The organism is Rhizobium ruizarguesonis, from assembly GCF_012349115.1.
Classification (GTDB): domain Bacteria; phylum Pseudomonadota; class Alphaproteobacteria; order Rhizobiales; family Rhizobiaceae; genus Rhizobium; species Rhizobium ruizarguesonis.
Genome location: NZ_PQIG01000057.1, coordinates 76,443 through 95,832 on the forward strand (window position 1 = coordinate 76,443; position 19,390 = coordinate 95,832).

Annotated in this window: 20 protein-coding genes and 2 pseudogenes; 4 read left to right on the forward strand and 18 right to left on the reverse strand. The window is 62.7% G+C overall.

Translation table 11 applies throughout. The features are described from left to right. Positions 1–7: 7 nt before the first annotated feature. Positions 8–1,600: a Do family serine endopeptidase gene (locus C3Y91_RS06445; protein WP_018482544.1), complete on the reverse strand. Its 1,593-nt coding sequence runs from the start codon at positions 1,598–1,600 to the stop codon at positions 8–10. Between the two features lie 305 nt (positions 1,601–1,905). Continuing rightward, positions 1,906–2,220 (reverse strand): hypothetical protein, encoded by a 315-nt coding sequence (locus C3Y91_RS06450; RefSeq protein ID WP_024322862.1) that lies wholly within the window; start codon positions 2,218–2,220, stop codon positions 1,906–1,908. Positions 2,221–2,325: 105 nt separating this feature from the next. Here C3Y91_RS06450 and C3Y91_RS37800 point away from each other — a divergent pair. After that, positions 2,326–2,430: pseudogene (locus C3Y91_RS37800) on the forward strand (IS5/IS1182 family transposase); the annotation flags it as partial. Between the two features lie 141 nt (positions 2,431–2,571). Here the strand turns inward: C3Y91_RS37800 and C3Y91_RS06455 are convergent. From C3Y91_RS06455 to C3Y91_RS06490, 8 genes are all read right to left on the reverse strand, one after another. After that, complete coding sequence (locus C3Y91_RS06455; RefSeq protein WP_018070971.1) at positions 2,572–3,027, reverse strand: cytochrome c-type biogenesis protein; 456 nt, start codon at positions 3,025–3,027, stop codon at positions 2,572–2,574. Then, the gene (locus tag C3Y91_RS06460; RefSeq protein ID WP_024322861.1) at positions 3,024–5,021 is read right to left on the reverse strand and encodes a heme lyase CcmF/NrfE family subunit; all 1,998 of its coding nucleotides are present in this window, start codon (positions 5,019–5,021) and stop codon (positions 3,024–3,026) included. Before C3Y91_RS06460 ends, C3Y91_RS06455 begins: the two co-directional genes overlap by 4 nt. Next, complete coding sequence (ccmE, locus tag C3Y91_RS06465) at positions 5,018–5,545, reverse strand: cytochrome c maturation protein CcmE (protein WP_130661272.1); 528 nt, start codon at positions 5,543–5,545, stop codon at positions 5,018–5,020. The genes C3Y91_RS06460 and ccmE overlap by 4 nt, the downstream gene beginning before the upstream one ends. Further along, positions 5,542–6,720: a c-type cytochrome biogenesis protein CcmI gene (gene ccmI / locus C3Y91_RS06470; protein ID WP_422921328.1), complete on the reverse strand. Its 1,179-nt coding sequence runs from the start codon at positions 6,718–6,720 to the stop codon at positions 5,542–5,544. The genes ccmE and ccmI overlap by 4 nt, the downstream gene beginning before the upstream one ends. A gap of 154 nt (positions 6,721–6,874) precedes the next feature. Next, positions 6,875–7,297: an RT0821/Lpp0805 family surface protein gene (locus C3Y91_RS06475; protein WP_130655039.1), complete on the reverse strand. Its 423-nt coding sequence runs from the start codon at positions 7,295–7,297 to the stop codon at positions 6,875–6,877. A gap of 118 nt (positions 7,298–7,415) precedes the next feature. Then, positions 7,416–8,819, reverse strand: coding sequence for an ATP-binding protein (locus C3Y91_RS06480; RefSeq protein ID WP_018070966.1), 1,404 nt, complete (start codon positions 8,817–8,819; stop codon positions 7,416–7,418). Further along, positions 8,809–9,480, reverse strand: a complete 672-nt coding sequence (locus tag C3Y91_RS06485) for a response regulator transcription factor (protein ID WP_003546765.1) — start codon at positions 9,478–9,480, stop codon at positions 8,809–8,811. Before C3Y91_RS06485 ends, C3Y91_RS06480 begins: the two co-directional genes overlap by 11 nt. Positions 9,481–9,535: 55 nt before the next feature. Further along, a complete protein-coding gene (locus C3Y91_RS06490; RefSeq protein WP_168575157.1) occupies positions 9,536–9,784 on the reverse strand; it encodes a hypothetical protein in 249 nt (82 codons plus the stop codon). A gap of 354 nt (positions 9,785–10,138) precedes the next feature. Between C3Y91_RS06490 and C3Y91_RS06495 the strand changes: the two genes are divergently transcribed. Then, positions 10,139–11,365, forward strand: a complete 1,227-nt coding sequence (locus tag C3Y91_RS06495; RefSeq protein ID WP_168575158.1) for an MFS transporter — start codon at positions 10,139–10,141, stop codon at positions 11,363–11,365. 242 nt (positions 11,366–11,607) lie between these two features. Here the strand turns inward: C3Y91_RS06495 and C3Y91_RS06500 are convergent, their stop codons facing one another. Both C3Y91_RS06500 and C3Y91_RS06505 read right to left on the reverse strand, forming a co-directional pair. After that, positions 11,608–11,913, reverse strand: a complete 306-nt coding sequence (locus C3Y91_RS06500; RefSeq protein ID WP_007626707.1) for a Dabb family protein — start codon at positions 11,911–11,913, stop codon at positions 11,608–11,610. 51 nt (positions 11,914–11,964) lie between these two features. After that, positions 11,965–12,659 (reverse strand): annotated as a pseudogene (locus C3Y91_RS06505) (hypothetical protein). A gap of 157 nt (positions 12,660–12,816) precedes the next feature. On the opposite strand from C3Y91_RS06505, the gene C3Y91_RS38385 reads away from it, so the two are divergent. Beyond that, positions 12,817–12,948, forward strand: a complete 132-nt coding sequence (locus tag C3Y91_RS38385; RefSeq protein ID WP_003546730.1) for a hypothetical protein — start codon at positions 12,817–12,819, stop codon at positions 12,946–12,948. 143 nt (positions 12,949–13,091) lie between these two features. On the opposite strand, the gene C3Y91_RS06510 is transcribed toward C3Y91_RS38385, so the two are convergent. The 4 genes from C3Y91_RS06510 to C3Y91_RS06525 all read right to left on the reverse strand — a co-directional run bounded on the left by C3Y91_RS06510 (position 13,092) and on the right by C3Y91_RS06525 (position 15,818). Further along, a complete protein-coding gene (locus C3Y91_RS06510; protein WP_024322855.1) occupies positions 13,092–13,652 on the reverse strand; it encodes a TetR/AcrR family transcriptional regulator in 561 nt (186 codons plus the stop codon). A gap of 20 nt (positions 13,653–13,672) precedes the next feature. Beyond that, entirely contained in the window at positions 13,673–14,134 is a 462-nt protein-coding gene (locus C3Y91_RS06515; RefSeq protein WP_017963583.1) for a nuclear transport factor 2 family protein, read from the reverse strand. A gap of 79 nt (positions 14,135–14,213) precedes the next feature. Beyond that, on the reverse strand, positions 14,214–15,146 hold the full coding sequence (locus C3Y91_RS06520; protein WP_018070962.1) for a pyridoxamine 5'-phosphate oxidase family protein: 933 nt from the start codon (positions 15,144–15,146) through the stop codon (positions 14,214–14,216). 60 nt (positions 15,147–15,206) lie between these two features. After that, positions 15,207–15,818, reverse strand: a complete 612-nt coding sequence (locus C3Y91_RS06525) for a glutathione S-transferase family protein (protein WP_018070961.1) — start codon at positions 15,816–15,818, stop codon at positions 15,207–15,209. A gap of 143 nt (positions 15,819–15,961) precedes the next feature. Between C3Y91_RS06525 and C3Y91_RS06530 the strand changes: the two genes are divergently transcribed. Next, positions 15,962–16,861 (forward strand): LysR family transcriptional regulator, encoded by a 900-nt coding sequence (locus C3Y91_RS06530; protein ID WP_018070960.1) that lies wholly within the window; start codon positions 15,962–15,964, stop codon positions 16,859–16,861. Positions 16,862–16,960: 99 nt separating this feature from the next. Here C3Y91_RS06530 and C3Y91_RS06535 read toward each other — a convergent pair whose 3' ends face one another. Beyond that, entirely contained in the window at positions 16,961–17,329 is a 369-nt protein-coding gene (locus C3Y91_RS06535; RefSeq protein WP_017990843.1) for a DUF983 domain-containing protein, read from the reverse strand. A gap of 321 nt (positions 17,330–17,650) precedes the next feature. Continuing rightward, a complete protein-coding gene (locus tag C3Y91_RS06540; protein ID WP_024322851.1) occupies positions 17,651–19,054 on the reverse strand; it encodes an aminotransferase-like domain-containing protein in 1,404 nt (467 codons plus the stop codon). Positions 19,055–19,390: the final 336 nt, after the last annotated feature.

The following is a 19,390-nucleotide window of genomic DNA, read 5'->3' on the forward strand; positions in this document are numbered from 1 at the left end:
TTAGGGATCAGCCCTGGCCGTTGATCGGAAGCGCTACGAAACGGCTTCCTTCATTGGACTGGATCTGGAAGAGCGCGCGGGTGCGGCCGTCCTTCTTGGCCTGGTTCAGCACCCTGACGACCTCGTCGGGGCTGGAGACCTCCTGGTTGTTCACCGAAGTGATCTTCTCGCCTTCCTTGATGCCCTTGTCGGCAGCGTCGGAGTCCGGGTCGATGCCGGTGATCGCCAGGCCCTTGCCGTCATCGGAAGGGCCGACCGTCAGGCCGAGATCGGCAAGCGCCTTCTCGGAAGCCGGTGCCTCAGGCTGCTGCGGCTGGCTGTTGTCATCGGCAGACGCATCCTTCTGGTCGATCGGCAGCGTGCCGAGTTCAACGGTGAGAGGCTGGGCCTTGCCGGCGCGCCAGACCGAAAGCTCGACCTTGCTGCCCGGCTGCATCGCGCCGATGCGGCGGCTGAGATCACGGGCATCCTTGATCGTCTCACCATTCAGCGCGGTGACGACGTCGCCGGCCTTCATGCCGGCCTTGTCACCCGGCGATCCGGCCTGCGGGGCAACGACCAGAGCGCCGCTCGGCTCGGAAAGGCCGATGGATTCGGCGATGTCCTTGGTTACCGGCTGAATCTGGACACCCAGCCAGCCGCGCGAGACCTGGCCATCCTTCATCAGATCGGCGACGACGTCCTTGGCGGTCGAGGCGGGAATGGCGAAGGCGATGCCGACGCTGCCGCCCGACGGCGAGAAGATCGCGGTGTTGATGCCGACGACTTCGCCGCTGAGGTTGAAGGTCGGACCGCCGGAGTTGCCGCGGTTCACGGCGGCATCCACCTGCAGGTAATCGTCATAAGGACCGGAGCCGATATCGCGGCCGCGAGCCGAGACGATGCCGGCCGTGACCGTGCCGCCGAGACCGAAGGGATTGCCGACGGCAACGACCCAGTCGCCGACGCGGACATTGTTGTCGTCGGCCCAGTTGACGTAGGTGAACTTCTTGCCCTTGCCGTCGACCTTCAGCACGGCGAGGTCGGTGCGCGGATCCTTGCCGATCAGCTTGGCATCGAGCTCGGTACCGTCATTCATGACGGCGACGAAGGCCTGGCCATCGGAAACGACGTGGTTGTTGGTGACGATATAGCCATCCTCGGAGATGAAGAAGCCAGAGCCCTGGGCAACGGGGCGGAGGCGACCCTTGCCGCCCGGACCATTCGGACCACCATTCGGTCCGTTCTGGCCGAAGCGCTTGGGATGGCCCTGCTGGTCATTCGGATCCTGGCCGAACTGCTTGAAGAACCGCTTCAGCGGATGATCGTCGGGAAGGTCGTCGAAGCCGCGGCCGTTGAAATCGAAGGAGAAGCCGTCATTGTTGTCGGAGACGGGATTGACGCGGTTTTCGACCCGGACGGAAACGACGGCCGGCGAAACGGCGTCGACGACATTGGCGAAGCTCGGAACGGCAGGCGCCTGAACCTTGACAGCTTCGGCATAAGACCGGGTGATTTCGAGCGGAACGCCGGTTGCGAGCACAGCGGCTGCGATACCGGCAACGGTAGAAGCCTTGAGCACGGTGGCGAGGGACGGACGTCCGTTGAAATTCTTGAGCATTGGAGCACCTTCTCTTGTTCTTAGATCTTCAGACCGGCGACGCCGGATCAGTCGATGACTAAGGATATAGGACGCCGCACCTTACTGCGAACTGTCCGGCCAATGAAAAGTTGGTAATGTTTGGCAAAGGGCCAAACGCATATGGTTTGTGCCGCAAGGCTTGACCTCTTGGGTGAAGCCCTCGCCGCTAAACGCGAGACGAGCGATCAGCATATTTTGCATGGTGTAAGTGTCCGTCCAAGAACGGCGGCTGGTCCTGAGGAGTGGCTTAATAGCGGCGATCAGCTTTTGAACCGCGCAATCGTTTAGGGATGTTCTGCGGGCCTAAACCGCCGCCCATCGAATTCAACTAAGACGACGCCATGGAAGGGAAGCCCAGCCACTATCAACTCAGAGGTTAGGCCATTGTCACAAACTGCCACTTTTCGCTGATCGTCAAATTCGCAAGACACTTCGGCTTGACCGGGAGCCCGGTACTTAAACTTTTCACCCTTGAATAAAATTGTCGCGCCATCGTCCGAAAATACCGGTGGCATTCTGGCGCAGCCAGAGAGCAGCCCTGCTGCCAACACCGTCAACACACTAAGGAACTTGGGGATTTTGAGAGCAGCATAGGTCATTGATCTGATTTCCAGCCATAGGGCGCCTCATGTCGTATTCGTCATCGAATGCAATAACATGAATGTCTGGAAGTTCCTGTATTGCGACAAATACGGAGAGGTCGAATGGTCTGGACACCCTCTACCCGGCGTCAACATGATAGAAGCGGCATGCGCTACGCAAGCGATATGGCAGATCGCGAATGGAGCGTGATCGAGCCGTTCACGCCAGCTCATCCACGGCAACGTAGATCTGCGGCCATCCGCCGGACAACTTCAGGAACTCATTGTTGCGACCAATGAATTGCTATCGCTTCTGAAAACTTAGCCTCAAGTCGGCGTCCTTTTATAGCGTTGCCGCCGGCGGGCCGCCTACTTTTTCAAAAGCTCGCTCAGCTTCGCCTGCTCGTCGGCCGTCAGCTTGCTTCCGGTCGGCTTGCCGACCCTGTTGCGGGCAAAGACCAGCAGTGACAGCCCGCCGGCGAGGACCAGCAGCAGCGGTGCGCCCCAGAGCAGCCCCGTCTTCATGCTGACACGCGGCTTCAAAAGCACGAACTCGCCGTAGCGCGAGACGATATAGGTCAGCACCGCTTCGTCGCTGTCGCCGTCGGTGATGCGCTCGCGCACCAGCAGGCGCAGGTCCTTGGCCAGGTCGGCGTTGGAATCGTCGATCGACTGGTTCTGGCAGACCATGCAGCGCAGTTCCGCCGAAAGGGCGCGGGCGCGCGCTTCGAGCGCCGGATCGGCCAGCACCTCGTCCGGATTGACGGCAAAGGCGGGGGCGGCCATCAGCAGCAAAGCGACAGCCAGGAGGAGACGGCGCATCATTCGGCCGGCTCCATTGCAGGAGCTGCCGGCTTTGCCGGCTTCGCCTTGCGGCGCGGGGCGCCGACACGCAGGCGCCGGTCGCTGAGCGAGACAAGGCCGCCAAAGGCCATGATCACCGCTCCACCCCAGATGCAGAGAATGAACGGCTTCCACCAGATGCGCACGACGATGCCGCCATCCTTGGTGGCGTCACCGAGCGATACGTAAAGCTGGCTGAGCCCGAAGGTCAGGATGCCCGCCTCCGTCGTCGGCATCTGCCGGGCGGTATAGAGCCGCTTGGCCGACCAGGTATCGGCAACCGCGACACCGGCACGACGGATGGTGAAGTGGCCGCGCTCCTCGGTATAGTTCGGCCCGGTCCCCGGCTGCATGCCGTCGAAATGCAGGCTGTAACCGCCAGCCTCGGTCACCTCGCCGGGCTTCATCTCGATGACGTGTTCGCTCTGGAAGGTCGTCACCGCGACGATGCCGAGCACGGTGACGCCGAGCCCGGCATGGGCAAGCGCCGTGCCGAAGGCCGAACGCGGCAGGCCGGAAAGCCGGCGCCAGGCAAGGCTGCCCGCGACCTTGCCGATGCCGGCGCGATACCAGAGATCGGCGACCGCACCGAGGACCAGGAACAGCCCGGCAGCCAGGCCGAGGACGGCAAGCACCGGCCCGCCATGTTCGATGTAGAAGAAGACCACTGCGGCAAGGAAGGCGAGGCCTGCGACGACATAGAGCCGCTGCAGCGCGCCGAGCAGATCGCCGCGCTTCCAGGCCAGCATCGGCCCGAACGGCACGATGACGATCAGCGGCGCCATCAGCAGGCCGAAGGTCAGGTTGAAGAAAGGCGGTCCGACGGAGATCTTGTCGCCGGTCAGCGTTTCCAGCAGCAGCGGATAGAGCGTGCCGGTGAGCACCGTGCCGCAGGCGACCGTCAGGATCAGATTGTTGACGACGAGCGCGCCCTCGCGCGAGATCGGCGCAAACAGCCCGCCGGCGGCGAGCTTCGGCGCGCGGAAGGCAAACAGCGACAGCGCCCCGCCGATGAAGATCAGCAGGATGCAGAGAATGAAGACGCCGCGGGAGGGGTCGCTGGCAAAGGCATGCACCGAGGTCAGCACGCCGGAGCGCACCAGGAAGGTGCCCATCAGCGACAGCGAGAAGGTGAGGATGGCCAGCAGCACCGTCCAGATCTTCAGCGCCTCGCGCTTTTCCATGACAAGCGCCGAATGCAGCAGGGCGGTGCCGGCGAGCCATGGCATGAAGGAGGCGTTTTCCACCGGGTCCCAGAACCACCAGCCGCCCCAGCCGAGCTCGTAATAGGCCCAGTAGGAGCCCATGGCGATGCCAAGCGTCAGAAAGGTCCAGGCGGCCAGCGTCCAGGGCCGCACCCAGCGCGCCCAGGCGGCGTCGATGCGTCCTTCTAGCAGAGCAGCAACGGCAAAGGAGAAGCAGACGGAGAAGCCGACATAACCGAGATAGAGCAGCGGCGGGTGGATCGCCAGACCAACATCCTGAAGCACCGGGTTGAGATCGCGGCCCTCGGCCGGCGCCGGGTCAAGCCGCAGGAAGGGATTGGAGGTCAACAGAATGAACAGCGTGAAGGCGACCGAAATCCAGGCCTGCACGGCCAATACGTTGGCCTTCAGCGTCTCCGGCAGATTGCGGCCGAAGACGGCGACCAGCGCGCTGAACAGCGTCAGGATCAACAGCCAGAGCATCATCGATCCCTCGTGATTGCCCCAGACGCCGGAGTATTTGTAGAGCAGCGGCACCAGCGAATGCGAATTCTCCCAGACGTTTTTGACAGAGAAATCCGAGACGACATGGGCATAGGTCAGCACGGCGAAGGAGAAGGTGACAAGCGCAAACATCGCCAGCGAGCCAACCGTCGCCACATCCATCATCGCCCGGTCGTGACGACGGGCTCCGATCACCGGCACGATGGAGAGGATGAGCGCCGTGGCCAGCGCCAGCACCAGCGCGTAGTGGCCGATCTCGATGATCATGGCGTCGCCTTCACTTCCTGCCCCTGAACTTGTTTCCCCTGAGCTTGTTTCCCAGAGTTTTCCTGGCCCTGAGCTTCCTGGCCTTGGCCTTCCTTCCACAGCCCCTGGGCTTTGAGCCTGTCGGCCACGTCCTTCGGCATATAGGTCTCGTCATGCTTGGCAAGCACGGTGTCGGCGACGAAGACGTTCGTTCCGGCAGTGAACATGCCTTCGGTGACGACGCCCTGGCCCTCGCGGAAGAGATCGGGAAGGATGCCGGTATATTTGACCTTCACGGCATTGGTGCTGCCGTCTGTAACGGCAAATTCCACCGTCGAGCCGGTGCCGCGCACGACGCTGCCTTCCCCGACCAGGCCGCCAAGACGGATGCGGGTTTCCGGCGCCACCGGCGTCTTGGCCAGATCCGCCGGCATGTAGAAATAGGCGACCGACTGGCTGAAGGCGAACATCACCAGCAGCACGGCGGCGAGGATGAATCCCATCCCGCCCGCAATCACCGCGAGGCGCTTCTGCTTGCGCGTCATTGCGTCGCTCCCTCCGTGGCTATGCCGAGTTCCCTGGCAAGCGCCAGCAATTGCCTGCCCTGTTCGCCGGGCGGCGGAAAGGCCGCAAGCCCGCGCTTCAGGGCGCCGGCGGCGCGATCCTTATCGTTCAATACGGCGTAAGAGCGGACGAGCCGCATCCATCCCTCGAAATTGTTCGGATCCTCGCTGAGCTTGGCATCGAGGCTTTCGACCATGCCGCGGATCATCTGCTGCCGGTCGCCGGCGTTCATGGTCTCGGCCGCCGCCACATCCTGCTGCGTGGGATTGCCTGGGGCACTTGGATTGGTGCCCGGGGCAGCCGAACCGGCGCCCGGGGCAGCCGAACCGGCGCCTGCCGGCGCGCCGCCGTTCATGGCGATATGCTGGTTGACCAGCGGCAGCCAGGGCGCATCGGCGGGCGATTGTTTCGCCAGCGCCTCGAAGGCCTGGCGCGCCTCATCGGGCCGTCCCGCCTGCTCCATGCTAAGGGCGATATAGAAGCGGGCGCGCGGATTGTCAGGCTCCAGCATCAGCGATTGTTCCAGCACCTGGCGCGCCTCCTCCGTCACCACCCCATCGGAGACCGCCATCAGCGTCTCGGCAAGGCCATCGAGCCGGACCGGGCTCGGGCCGAGAAGCCGGATGGCGTTGCGGTAGGCCACTTGCGCGTCGTTGACGCGCATCGTGCGGAAATAGATCGGCGCCAGCACGTCCCAGCCCTTGCCGTCATCAGGTTTCTCAGCCAGGTGCCGTTCCGCCTTGGTGATCAGCACCGCCACGTCGTTGCCAGGGTTTTCCAGCCGCGCTTCGAGCGGCTGCGAGGGCAGGTCCGGCCTGCCCGTCGTCAAATAAAGACAGAGGCCGAGAACCGGCAAGAGCAGGAGGACGAAGGCCTCGGTGAAACGGTGATGCCGCGCGGGTTTCGGTGTCTCAGCCGGCTCGTCAGCAGACACGGCGATCAGCCGCCGACCGATTTCCGCCCTGGCATAATCAGCCTCCTCCGGGGTGATCAGCCCGCCATCGAGATCGCGGTCGAGTTCGCGCAACTGGTCGCGATAGACCGCCGTCTCGCCCGCACGGATATTATCCGCCGCCTTCGCTCCGCGCAGAAGGGGGTAGAGCAGGATAACGGCGAGGGCTGCCGTCAAAGCGGCAACGAGAATCCAGAACAGCATGTCGCCCAAATACGTGAAGCGCGCCTTCATTCCAACTGCCAAAGCCGGAATGACGAAGATTTGAGGCTAGCACATAATCCCTATGTGCTGGTTTAAAGTGATAGAGCGTCCTTAGCTCGTCCTGTCGGACGCGCGGCGCTCTATAAGCCGCAATTCAGAGCGGTGACCAGCTACCGTCGTCGTTGCGGCAGGCAGCGCCCCGCGCCACCGTGTCCTTGCCGTCGACGGTCAGCGTATGGGTATACTGCCGGCAGTTCTGCGAACCGACCTGATAGGGCGCAGCCGCGACCACCTTGCCGGTGACGTCCTTGCCGGTCCACAGCACCGGCTGGCCGACGGCGGCCCCTTCCAGCGCCCGATATTCCGCCTCGAGCGCCCGCTGCTTGTCACTGTCGGTCAAGCTCACGCCGCTGCGGCCGACGATGCCGCCCTGCAGCGCGGTGATGAAGGCGGCCGATGCCGAGGGCTTGCTCGAAAAAATGCCGCGCGAGGCGGCGCTCTTCGTCGTCGTGCAGCCGGTCAGCGCGACGGCGACGAGAAGAGCGGAAACGATCATGCCTTGCGAGCGTAAAATCATTGCGTCGAACCACGATCAGGGGTCAATTTCAGCCGATCGAAGTGCAGCGTCCCCGTGTCAGCATTAAGGCAAAGCATGCTATGCATTTGCCAGTATCTTTGTGACATCAAGCAGTTGCTCATGCAACATCCTTTGTGACGCCAGGCAGGATAAGCTTCGCCTTCAGCCCGCCCCATTCACCGCGGGAAAGCTCGAGCCGTCCCTGGTACTCATTGGAAATCTCGGTGACGATCGAAAGGCCGAGCCCGGTTCCCGGCTTGCTTTCGTCGAGCCGGCGGCCACGTTTCAGCGCCTCGCGGATCTGATCCGGCTCCAGGCCCGGCCCGTCATCCTCGACGGCGAGCTCCACCCAGTGGCGGCGCGCGCTCGCCTCAACCCCCTTCACATCCTCGCCGGCCTCGACGGCCGAGAGCCGCACCCTGCTCTTGGCAAAACGCGCCGCATTTTCCAGGAGATTGCCGACGGTCTCCTCGAGATCCTGCTGCTCCATGGCAACGGCCAGATGCGGCGGCGAGACGACGAGATCGAATTCGGTATCGACGTTCAGCCGGCGCATGACGCGCACCAGCCGCTCGAGCGCCGGCTCGGCATCGGTGCGGGCGAGCACGGATTCGCGCTGCGCGGCGATGCGCGCCCGATTGAGATAGGACTGCACTTGCCCCTGCATCGATTCCGCCTGGCTGCGGACCAGCTCGCCATGGGATTTCTCCAGGACGCGCGCCTCGTTGAGCAGCACGGCGATCGGCGTTTTCAGCGAATGCGCGAGATTGCCGACCTGCATGCGGGCCCGCTCGACGATGCGGCGGTTGCTGTCGATCAGCGCGTTCACCTCGTTGGCAAGCGGCAGGATTTCGCGCGGGAAGTCGCCTTTCAGCTGCTCGCTCTCGCCGGCGCGGATGCGCTCCAGTGCGGCACGCGCCTTGTCGAGCGGCTTCAGGCCATAGAGAATCGCCAGTGCGTTGACGATCAGGCTGCCGACGCCGAAACCGGCAAGCGCGAGATAGAGGCTGTGGGAAAAGGTGCGCACGTCGTCCTCGACGACATCGACATTGCCGGTGACGCGGACGCGTGCCGCGCGCCCGTCTGTATCAAGCACCACTTCGGTCTCGGCCACCTGCACACGGTTCCCAGAGGCATCCGTCACCTGATAGTACCGCTCGTAATTCTTGTCGAAAGGCGCCTCGACGACGGAGGGAACCGGGATGAGCGCCGAGCCGAGCGAAGGCGAGACCAGCGGAGCTGTCGTATAGGTGCCGAGAGGCTCCACCACCCAGTACCAGCCGGTCTTCGGCTGGGCAAAGCGCAGGTCGCCGAGCTGCGGGCTGCCGCTGAGTGCGCCCTGATCGCCGATCGTCACCGAATTGATGACATTGTAGAGCTGCGCCCTCAGCAGATCCTGGAAACCGCGTTCGGCGCTCTTGCGGTAGAGGGTGGAGATCAAGAGGCCGATCACCACCAGCGCCACCGTCGACCAGACCGTGGTCAGCAACAACACACGTGCGGTGAGCGACTTAATTCGCATGTTTCGGCGCTTGGATGCGGTAACCGAGACCGCGCACCGTTTCGATCAGGTCGACGCCCATTTTCTTGCGCAGGCGGCCGACGAAGACTTCGATCGTGTTGGAATCACGGTCGAAATCCTGGTCGTACATATGCTCGACCAGTTCCGTGCGCGAGACGACCTCGCCCATGTGATGCATGAGATAGGAAAGCAGCCGATATTCGTGCGAGGTCAACTTCAGCGTCGTACCGTTGACCGTCGCCTTCGAGGATTTGGTATCAAGGCGTACCGGCCCGCAGATGATCTCAGATGAGGAATGCCCGGCCGCACGCCGGATCAGTGCCCGAATGCGGGCCAGCACTTCCTCGACATGGAAGGGCTTGGTGACGTAATCGTCGGCACCGGCATCGATGCCGGCGACCTTGTCGCTCCAGCGGTCGCGCGCCGTCAGGATCAGCACCGGCACGCCGCGGCCGGCGCCGCGCCATTTCTCAAGAACGGTGACCCCGTCCATCTCCGGCAGGCCGATATCGAGGATGATGGCGTCATAGGGTTCGGTGTCGCCGAGGAAATGGCCTTCCTCGCCGTCGAACGCCTGGTCGACGACATAGCCCGCCTCCTTCAGCGTGTCGGCCAGCTGCCGGTTCAGATTAACGTCGTCTTCGACTACCAGGATGCGCATCGGTCCGCCTTCGTCCGCTTCAAATCGATCAATGTCCTGAATAAGCCGATTCCGCCTACATCGGAACCTTTACCGTGACTTTGCGTGGTCGCTGGCCGTTGGCCTGCACAAGAACGGTGATGATGCAGGTATCGCCCACCGGTTGCACGGACAGCAGCTGGCCGCCGGTCTGCTCGACGACCTGGGCTGCGGCGGCGCTGCAATCGCCTCCGACACGCACGACAAAAGTGCTCGTGGCGTCCGGTGAGGGCGCCGATACCACCAGTCCGGCGGCCAATGCTGCGACGCTCAGAGGAAAGGCCATGTGTTATGCTTTCAAGGTAATGCCAACTTGCCCCGAATATGTACTCACGCGACCTGAATGGCAAATGAATGCCCCGTAATGCAGGGTGTTTAGAACTGTTCTCGACTGTTCGGGGCGGCCTGTTTCAGCGCCTGGAAACTGCCGCCGTTGCGCCCCAAAACGATGCCCTCCAGCCTTGGAATCCACGCGTTCTTTATCACCTCCCGCACAGGTGGGGAGCCGGCGGGACCGACACCATAGTCTTTGTCTGCGAATCGTCCGCGCTCTTCTCATTCCTGCCGACCGCAGCTTTCACCGGCCGGTTGAAACTGTTATGTCCTTGCTGCCCCCGCAGTTCAGACCGTTTCAGCACCAATGCCAAAATCCTCCCGCTTCCGCTCGGCGCAGACGGTCACCGTCCTTGCCGTTACCCAGCTGATCGGCTGGGGCACGACTTTCGACATGCTCGGGGTCATGGGCCGCATCGTAGCGCCGGATCTCGGCCTGGCGAACGAGGTGGTATTTGCCGGCCTGACGATCATGATGGTGGTCAGCGCCATTGTCGGTCCCGCGACCGGCCGATGGCTCGGCCGCTATGGTGCTGCCCGGGTGCTTTCGGCCGCCTCGCTGACCTTTGCGCTTGGCCTGCTTCTGCTTGCCGCCGCAAACGGCATCGTGCTCTATGCGAACGCCTGGGTCATCATCGGCATCGGTGGCGCATTTGGCCTCTCGGCACCAGCCTATACCGCCGTCGTCGAGCGCGAGGGGGCGAACGGCAAACGCGTCATTGCCATCCTGATGCTGTTCACCGGGCTGTCGAGCGCCATCTTCTGGCCGATCCTCAGCCTGCTCAACGAGACGGTCGGCTGGCGCCTCACCTTTCTCGTCTGCGCGGCGCTGCAATTCTTCGTCTGCTTGCCGCTGCATCTTTTCGCCCTGCCGAAACCGATCGCAACGCATGTCGAAGGCGGGGCGGCTGAAATCGCCCCGGTGCCGCTATCGAAAGCGGCGCAGCGCAAGGCCTTCTTGCTGATTGCCGCGGCGACGACGATCTCGACCTTCATCACCTTCGGCATCTCCCCATCGCTGCTCGAGATCTTCCGCCAATCCGGCGCCTCGCCGGCCTTTGCGCTGCAGCTCGGCTCGGCGCGGGGCGTCCTCGGCATCTCGGCGCGTTTCCTCGACATGCTTCTCGGCCGGCGCGGCAACCCCATGCTCAGCGCGGCCATGGGTATCAGTCTGATGATGTTCAGTTTCCTGACAATGCTGGTCGCCAGCCCGTCGACACCGCTGCTCGTCACCTTCATCCTGCTCTACGGCTTCGGTGCCGGCGTCATGACCGTCGCCCGCGCGCTACTGCCGCTGGCGCTGTTTTCACCGCGCGAATTCGGACTGCAATCGGCCAGGCTGTCGCTGCCGCAAAATCTCGCCAACGCCATCGCCCCGGTCATCTTCACCGCCATCCTCGACCGCGCCGGCACCGGCCCGGCGCTCGCCGCCTGCGCCGTTCTCGCGGCATTGTCGCTCACCTTCGTGCTGATGCTGATGGCGCTGGTGCGCGGCGCCCGCGCATCCGAGTCAGCCATTCTTAATGTCTCCTGATTATCACCCACGCATGGACGAGAGCGGCTTTTCGCCCGCGCGCCGCAACCGCTGCGGCAACCAGACCATGAACCAACAGCCCCTTTTGATGAATCTTTTGAATCGCTTGCCGCCGCTTTTTCGAAAGTTGAGTTCGGTGGCTCAGAAGCTGAGTCAGCTTCGCAACGATCCGAATCCGGACAGTCAGTCATCCATTTGAAATTTCAATTGAATGTAGCTTGGCAGTTAAATGCTTTGGCAATTCAGAGCGGCCGCGTCACCGCCGTGCGGCTGTCGTAATCGGCGGCGATGCGCTTTTCCCGGAGTGGCCGCACGCGCTCGATCGAGAGCTGGTAATCGGGATGCGCCTTGTAGGCGGCAAGGGCCGCCTCATCGTCGAATTCGCCATAGACCACAAGATCGATCTCGGTGCCCAGCTGATCGGTCTTCACGTTGGTGCCGATTTCCAGCAGCCGCGCATGCGGAATGCCGGTCAGAATCGAAAGCCCGGCCCTCACCTCCTGCAGATGTTCCTCCTGCACAGTGAAGAAGACGATATGACGGATCACGCGGAAGCTCCTGTCAGATTTATCAAAATGATGGAGCGACCTTGGCGCATCCTATCGGATGCGTGGCGCTCCAGGCGTCAGCCGGGCGATAACATGCGAGCCCCAGGCCTTCAACCGCGCGAGCATGCCATGCGCAGCATCGCCGCATCGAAATCCATGGCGTAAGCTGCGAGTTTTTCCGCCCGGTCGGTGCCATTGACGATGCGGCGCGCATTCACCCAGTCGGCGGTCGTTGCATTCAGATGATCGGCGAGCTTGTGGCCGGTAAAGCTGCCCTGCAGCATGCCCTCGATCAGGATCGTCACCGCCGCATCCATCTCCATCGCCCGGTCGGGTTCGGCAACGAGGTCGATCCCCGTCAGCGCACTCATCGCCTCATAGTTCCGCTTATGGGTGAGCTGCACCAGGCCGCGGCCGAGCCAGCTGCAGCCATCCTCGTCCGGCCGCCAGTAGGGCGTCTTCACCCAGGAGAGCCGGCCTGCGGCAAAGGCCGTCTCCAGGATCTCGACCGCGCGCGCATCGCTTTCCGCCAGCGTCTCACGCACCGGCTGCATCGTATAGGCAGTCTCGTGATAAGCGGTTGCGAGGATATAGGCGAGCCACCGCCGGTCGGCATCGGCAAACCGTTCTTCCCAAGCGTCGAGAATCGCCGTGATGCCCACTACCTGAGGCTGAGTCAGGTTTCCTTTGAAGAGTAGGTGCCGTACCGTATCGAAAAAGAATGCCCGGTCCATGTGGACAACCATTCCGCGCTTCCCTCGAAATATCATGGTTAAAACCGTCTTAATCGATTAAATTCCATTTAATCGTTTAAAGTGTTTAAACCACTGATTTACACGCCTTTTGTCTTATGCAATGCATCTTCTTGCCCCGAAGCCTTACCACGAACAGAGGAGACTTCCGATGCAGACGCCCGCCAATAGCCAAACCACCATTCCCCAGCATGTCGTCGATCAGATGGAAAACGAATGGCGCCAGGTTCGCCCTGAACGGGAAAATACGCGCCCGGCCCAGCAGCCTCAACAACAACGCTGAAATACACGCAAAACGTTACCAATGTAAGCTCGAGCGCCGCGCTGCGCTCGATCAATGCCCCGGCCAGTCGATGTGGCCGGGTGAATTTTTCACAGTTGCAATCAACGTCCCAGCGGTTTGCCCCCTCATCACATTACCGCCCCTCATCGCATCACAGAATCAAACCGTTTCGCCAGCGTGTCCAATGATCGGGTAAAAACCATCCTGTCGTCCAGCGCGCGCGACAGCACCAGCGCGCCTTGAATGCCCGCGACGCCCTCTTCGGCGAGCGTTTGCGCCTCCCCCTCGGGGCAGCCTGCCCGCATCAGCGCCGAACGCAAGGCGTCGATCCAGCGGATGAAATAATCGCCGATCGCTGCTGAAAACCGCTCGCGGGTCTCGTCAAGCGCAAAGGCGCCGACGAGGCAGATGCGACGACCGGAGCGGAAATAATCGCTCACATTCGTCCACATCGCGGCGATCGCCTGATCGGCGTCGTCCTTTCTTAGCGGCTGATAGATCGCATGTTCGAACCAGGCATCGACATCGGCGAGCACGGCGCCCGCCATCTCCTCCTTGCCGCCGGGAAAGAAGTGGTAGAGGCTGCCCTTGCCGATGCCGGTGCGTTCGGTGATGCGGCTGAGCGACGTGCCCTCATAGCCGAGCTCGCGGAAGATTTCCGCCAGCAGCAGTACGATGTCGGCGCGTTCGTAGACGGTCTTCACCCGCGGCTTCCTTGGCTTGTTTAGAGGCCGAGTTCGGTCAGACCGGGATGGTCGTCCGGCCGCCGGCCGAGCGGCCAGTGGTACTTGCGCTCCGATTCCCGGATCGGCAGGTCGTTGATGCAGGCGAAGCGGCGCTGCATCAAGCCGGCCGCGTCGAACTCCCAGTTCTCGTTGCCATAAGAGCGGAACCAGTTGCCGCTGTCATCGTGCCATTCATAGGCGAAGCGCACGGCGATGCGATGATCGGTGAAGGCCCAGATCTCCTTGATCAGCCGGTAATCCAGCTCCTTTGCCCATTTGCGGGTGAGGAAGGCGACGATCTCGGCGCGGCCGGTGATGAATTCGGCACGATTCCGCCAGCGGCTGTCCGGCGTATAGACGAGCGAGACGCGCTCGGGATCACGGCTGTTCCAGCCATCCTCGGCAAGACGGACTTTCTGGGTGGCGGTCTCAAGGGTGAAAGGCGGGACGAGGCTGGACATGAACTCTCCTGTACTGATTGGTTATTGTTGTACCTATCGGTACACTCGTTGGCAAGCTGGCTCGAAGCGACGTTTCGCCTCAGAGGTCGCGATGCTGGCTCCATCGCAGCGGCAGGGCGTCCGGGCGAAGCACGATCGCTTCGGGCGTGAAGCGCCACAGCCGTTCCGCCCGTTGAAAGGTGGCGATCTCAGGCGAATCCAGCAGCACCTCGACCTTTCCCGTCATCTGCAGCATGTCGCCGCTTTCGAAATCGATGAACACCAGCCCCGCCTTCGGGTTGACGAGGAAATTACCGAGCGTGTTGAAGAACCGATTGCCGGGAAAGTCGGGAATGGTCAGCACGCCGTCGGCGCCGATATGGACGAAGCCGGCATTGCCGCCGCGATGGGACACGTCCACCTGCCGCTCGCCATTGTCGCGGTCGACATAGGAGGCGACGAAAAACGTATCGGCGCCCTCCACCATCTGTCGCGCCCGATCGTCGAGTTGGCCGGAATGAATGGGTGGCATCGTCGTGGGCATATCGGGATCGCGGACGAAGGCGGAAGAGCGAAGCTGGATATATTGCGGACAATTGCCAAAGCTCTGGCCGACGCGCACTTGGAAAGCTCCAGCATCCGTCCTGCGGATCACGCCGTTCAGCCGGTTGCGCCGCCGGGTCTCGAGCTGGATGCCGAGCATCGCGATCGCATCGCCGTCCTCCATGCCGGCGTCGGCAGGATCGGCTGCGTCGCGCGGCAGGCGGACCTCGAGAATCTCCGGCTCCGGCGAAGCCATGAAACCCGGGCGCTCAGCCCGCACCGTTGCCCAGACATCGCCCTTGGCATCGACGGCGCCGAGCACGACGAAAGGCAGCATCGGAAAGAAGGCGCGGTGCTGCTCCGGCATGGCCTTGCGGACGAATTTTCTTCCCGGCCCATCCATGCGTTCAGCGACACCGACACTGCGCTGCATGGCGAGTTCACCCACATGCCAGGGCGATGTGGCGTCCTGTCTTGTCTGCTCGAGCATCACGGCCTCCTTTTGAGCACCATTTGGGGAACCGGGACAGCGACCTGCCCCGGCGGCTTGTCACGCGGCAAGGCCGATCTTGGTCTTGCGAAAACCGACGAAACCCGGCAGCGCCTCAATGCGCGCAAGCCAGGCACGAACGCCTGGATAGGCCGAGATATCGACATTACCCTCCGGCGCATTGGCGATGTAGCTGTAGAGCGCCACGTCGGCGATCACAGGATTGTCGCCGAGCAGGAAGCTGCGGCCGTGGAGCTCCGCCTCGATCAGCGCGAGAATGCGGTGCGCCCGGCCGATCACCTCGTCGGTGCGGAAATCGGCGCCGAATACGGTGACCAGGCGCGCAGCACATGGTCCGTAGGCGATCTCGCCTGATGCAACCGAGAGCCATTTCTGTATCCGCGCCGCGGCCACCGCCTCTTCCGGCAGCCAGTCGGTGCGGCCGTATTTGCGCGCGAGATAGACGAGGATGGCAGAGGAATCGGCAATGACCGTGCCATTGTCGTCAAGCACCGGCACTTGGCCAAAGGGATTGAGCTTCAGAAAGTCCGGAGCCTTGTGGGCGCCTGCCGCCATGTCGACCTCGACCAGTTCATAGGGCACGCCAAGCAGCGACAGGAACAGGTGAGCCCGGTGCGAATGGCCGGAAAGCGGGTGATGATAGAGTTTCATGATGGTTCCTTTGGTCTTCTAATCGACGGGACGCGGTTGGCGATGGCCGCTTCGAACCATCTGCTACATAATTTACTGCCTTCCATCTGACTGCAGTAGAATGCTAATCTGGAAGGCATGTTACCAATTTATGGAAGGATAGAATGGATCGCCTCGACGCCATGACCGTGCTCCTTGCCGTCGTCGAACAGGGCAGCCTGTCGGCCGCCTCACGGCATCTGCGATCCCCGCTCGCAACCGTCAGCCGCAAGGTTTCAGAACTGGAAGCACATCTCAACGCCCAGCTGCTGCAGCGGAGCAACCGGAAGATCACGCTGACTGAAGCCGGCCGCTCCTATGTCGAGGCGGCGCGGGAGATTCTCGATCGGGTGGAAGAGGCGGAACGGACGGCAGCCGGTGAATACAGCACCCCGAAGGGCGAGCTGACGATGACCGCACCGATCGTCTTCGGGCGGCTGCATGTCCTACCCGTCGTCGTGGATTTCCTGAAAGCCTATCCCGATATCAATCTGAGGCTGATGCTTGGCGACCGGTTATCGAACCTCGTCGAGGATCATATCGACGTAGCGCTCAGGATCGGCAACCTGCCGGACAGCAACCTGATCGCCACAAGGCTCGGCGCGATCCGCCGTACGGTCTATGCCAGTCCGGATTATCTGACGCGGCACGCCCTGCCCCGGCATCCAGGCGATCTCGCTGGGCATGACTGCGTCACCTTCGAGGGTATGGCCTCGATGCTAAGCTGGACATTCACCGAGGGGAAACATGATCTCGCAGTGCCGATCCGCTCGCGGCTGGCCGTCAACACTGCCGAGGCCGCGGTCGATGCGGCTGTCGCCGGCCTCGGCATCACCCGCGTGCTCTCCTACCAGGCCGCACGCGCCGAGATGGCCGGCCTGCTGGTGCCGCTGCTCCAAGATTTCGAACCGCCGCCGGCGCCGGTGCATCTCGTCTATCCCGCGCAGGGACTGGTGCCGCTGAAGCTGCGGGCGCTGCTCGATTTCGCGACGCCGCGCCTGCGCGCGACGCTGAACAGGCCCTAAAGCGCGTCGCGATCTTTCAGATTCGCCCCTCGCGCTTTAGGTCTTTGTTTTTACGCATGTCGTTATCGCAAAACCGCTGCACAGTTTTGCGCGACATGCTTAGGCGAGCTTGCCCTCTTCCGCCTTGTAGAAATACTGGCTGGCCACCAGCCAGCCCTTCAGCGGCCGCAGCGGCGGAATGCAGGTGGCGAGCATGAAGGGACCGGTGACCAGAAGCTGCACCCAGATCGGCGCCGAAAAGGCCACCTCCAGCCAGACGCCGAGCAGCACGCTCGGGATGCAGGCGAAACAGATGACGAAGAAGGCCGGGCCGTCGGCCGGATCGGCGAAGGAATAATCGAGGCCGCAGACCTCGCATTCCGGCTGCAGCGTCAGGAAGCCCTTGAACATATGACCTTGGCCGCAGCGCGGGCAGCGCCCCCTGATACCGGTCTGTATCGGAGGAAGTGGGGGATATTCCGTATCCATGACGATCTCGCTTTCCTGTGCCGCGGGCATTGATGCTATCAATGCCCACAATGAATGCATTCAATATAATTACATTGGAAGGAAATTACCAGTCAATTCGTCAGAATGCCGCAGAGCTCCCAGCGCAGGCCGGCAGCAAGCTGATTGCAGATCTCCGAAGCAGCATTTGGGGCCGCAGCCAGGCTTGGCAGCCTGGGCAGATTAAACGTGAACGTGACGGATATGTTTCGCCATGCCCGGACAGCTTAGAGTGCGGCCGATCTGATCCCGACCGCTTCCGGCTTTCGCCAGGGCCTGATCAGCCCGAGGCGGGGTTCTGCGTCAGAAGAACGACGCCGCCATCTCAGGCGGACCTTCCAGCGCGTGGGCCATGAATTCCAGTGCGCCCTGCAATTTCTCCCGGGTAATCGGTCCGCCAAGGCAGACGCGCACGGCCTCGGGTGCCGTGCCCTCGACCGTGAAGGCGTCGCTTGCGACGACGCCGATGCCGGAAGAACGGGTATGGCTGCCGAAGGTAGAGCGGGTCCAGCCGTTGGAGAGCGGCAGCCAGATGTTGAAGCTGATCGGATCGGCGCGGTAGCTGCCGGCCGGCAGGATGGCGGCGACCATTTGCTGGCGGGCGGCGGCCTCGGCGCGGATGAAACGCAGGATCGTATCGGCGGTGCCGTCCTCGATCCAGCGGGTGGCGAGCGCCACGGTCAACGGCGAGGCCATGACATTGTTGGCGCGCATGGCGCTGACGAAGGGCCACACTGCCTTACTGTCAGGCGCCACGACATAGGCAAGGCGCAGGCCCGCGCCGATGCATTTCGCCAGCCCGCCGATATGCCAGGTCAGATCGGGCGCCATGGCGGCGAGCGGCGCCGGGCCTTGCTGCGGAATGAAGCCGTAGGCATCGTCTTCGACGATCGGCACATGATATTTGCGGGCGACCGCGCAGATCTCCTCACGGCGCCTGGCCGGGATGGTCAGCGTCGTCGGGTTCTGCAGCGTCGGATTGAGATAGAGCGCCTTCGGTTTCAATCTCTCACAGGCGTCTGCAAAGGCATCCGGCAGGATACCGTCCTCGTCCATCGGCAAGCCGGCCAGATTGAGCCGCAGCTGGGCGGCGATCGAACGCATGCCGGGATAGGTGATGATTTCCGAAAGCACGGTCTCGCCCGGTTTTGCCAGCAGGCCAAAGATCGCCAGCAGGGCCGGATGGGCGCCGGGTGTGACGAAGATGCGCTCCTGCGAGGGCACCAGCCCGCGACGGCTGAGCCAGGAGGCAGCTGCCTCCTTGTCCATGCTGGAGCCGCCGAAACCCTGGTAGCGCAAAAGCGGAATGAGGCTCGCCGCCACCGCCGACATGCCCTCGCGCATGCGGGCGATCAACTCGGGGTCGTCCGGTTCCGGGGGCATGTTCATCGAGAAATCGACGATGGAGGCGCGGCGGGGATCGGGCGCAGCGTCGGGCGCGAATCCCTGGCGCTCCTTGTCCGCGCCACCGGTGACGAAGGTGCCTCGGCCGACATGCGAATCCACAAGCCCGCGCTTCTGCGCCTCGACATACCCTCTGGCCACCGTCGTGAAATCGACATTCAGCCGCTTGGCGAGTTCGCGTTGCGGCGGCAGCCGATCCCCAACCACCAGATGCCCGCTGCGCAGATCCATTTCAATCACATCCGCGATCGCCATATAACGGGGGCTGCTGCTGCGGCTGAGATCGGGATGCCAGTCTTTCATGTCGTGATCCGTGTCAGTCTGATTCCTGATGAGATTGACCGTATATTGTTGCACAGGGTCGCTGTCACGAAAAATGTCGCGCCTCCGAGTCCGGAGAGCGACGCAGGACGGAATGCCACAGCTTTTTCGCACGCCTTGATACGTTTAATGACGGATTGTCGCCGGATTTGACTACTATTTGCGCAAATACAATCTGGCATGGCGACCGCGCTGTCGCAGGCCGATTTCGGCAGCGTGCGCGCCAATGACGCTTTCACCCGAGAGGGCCCGGGTGAGGCGCGAGGACGGCAAGACAATCGGCCGCGTCTTCAGCGCGCATTGACGAGGGTTTGCCGC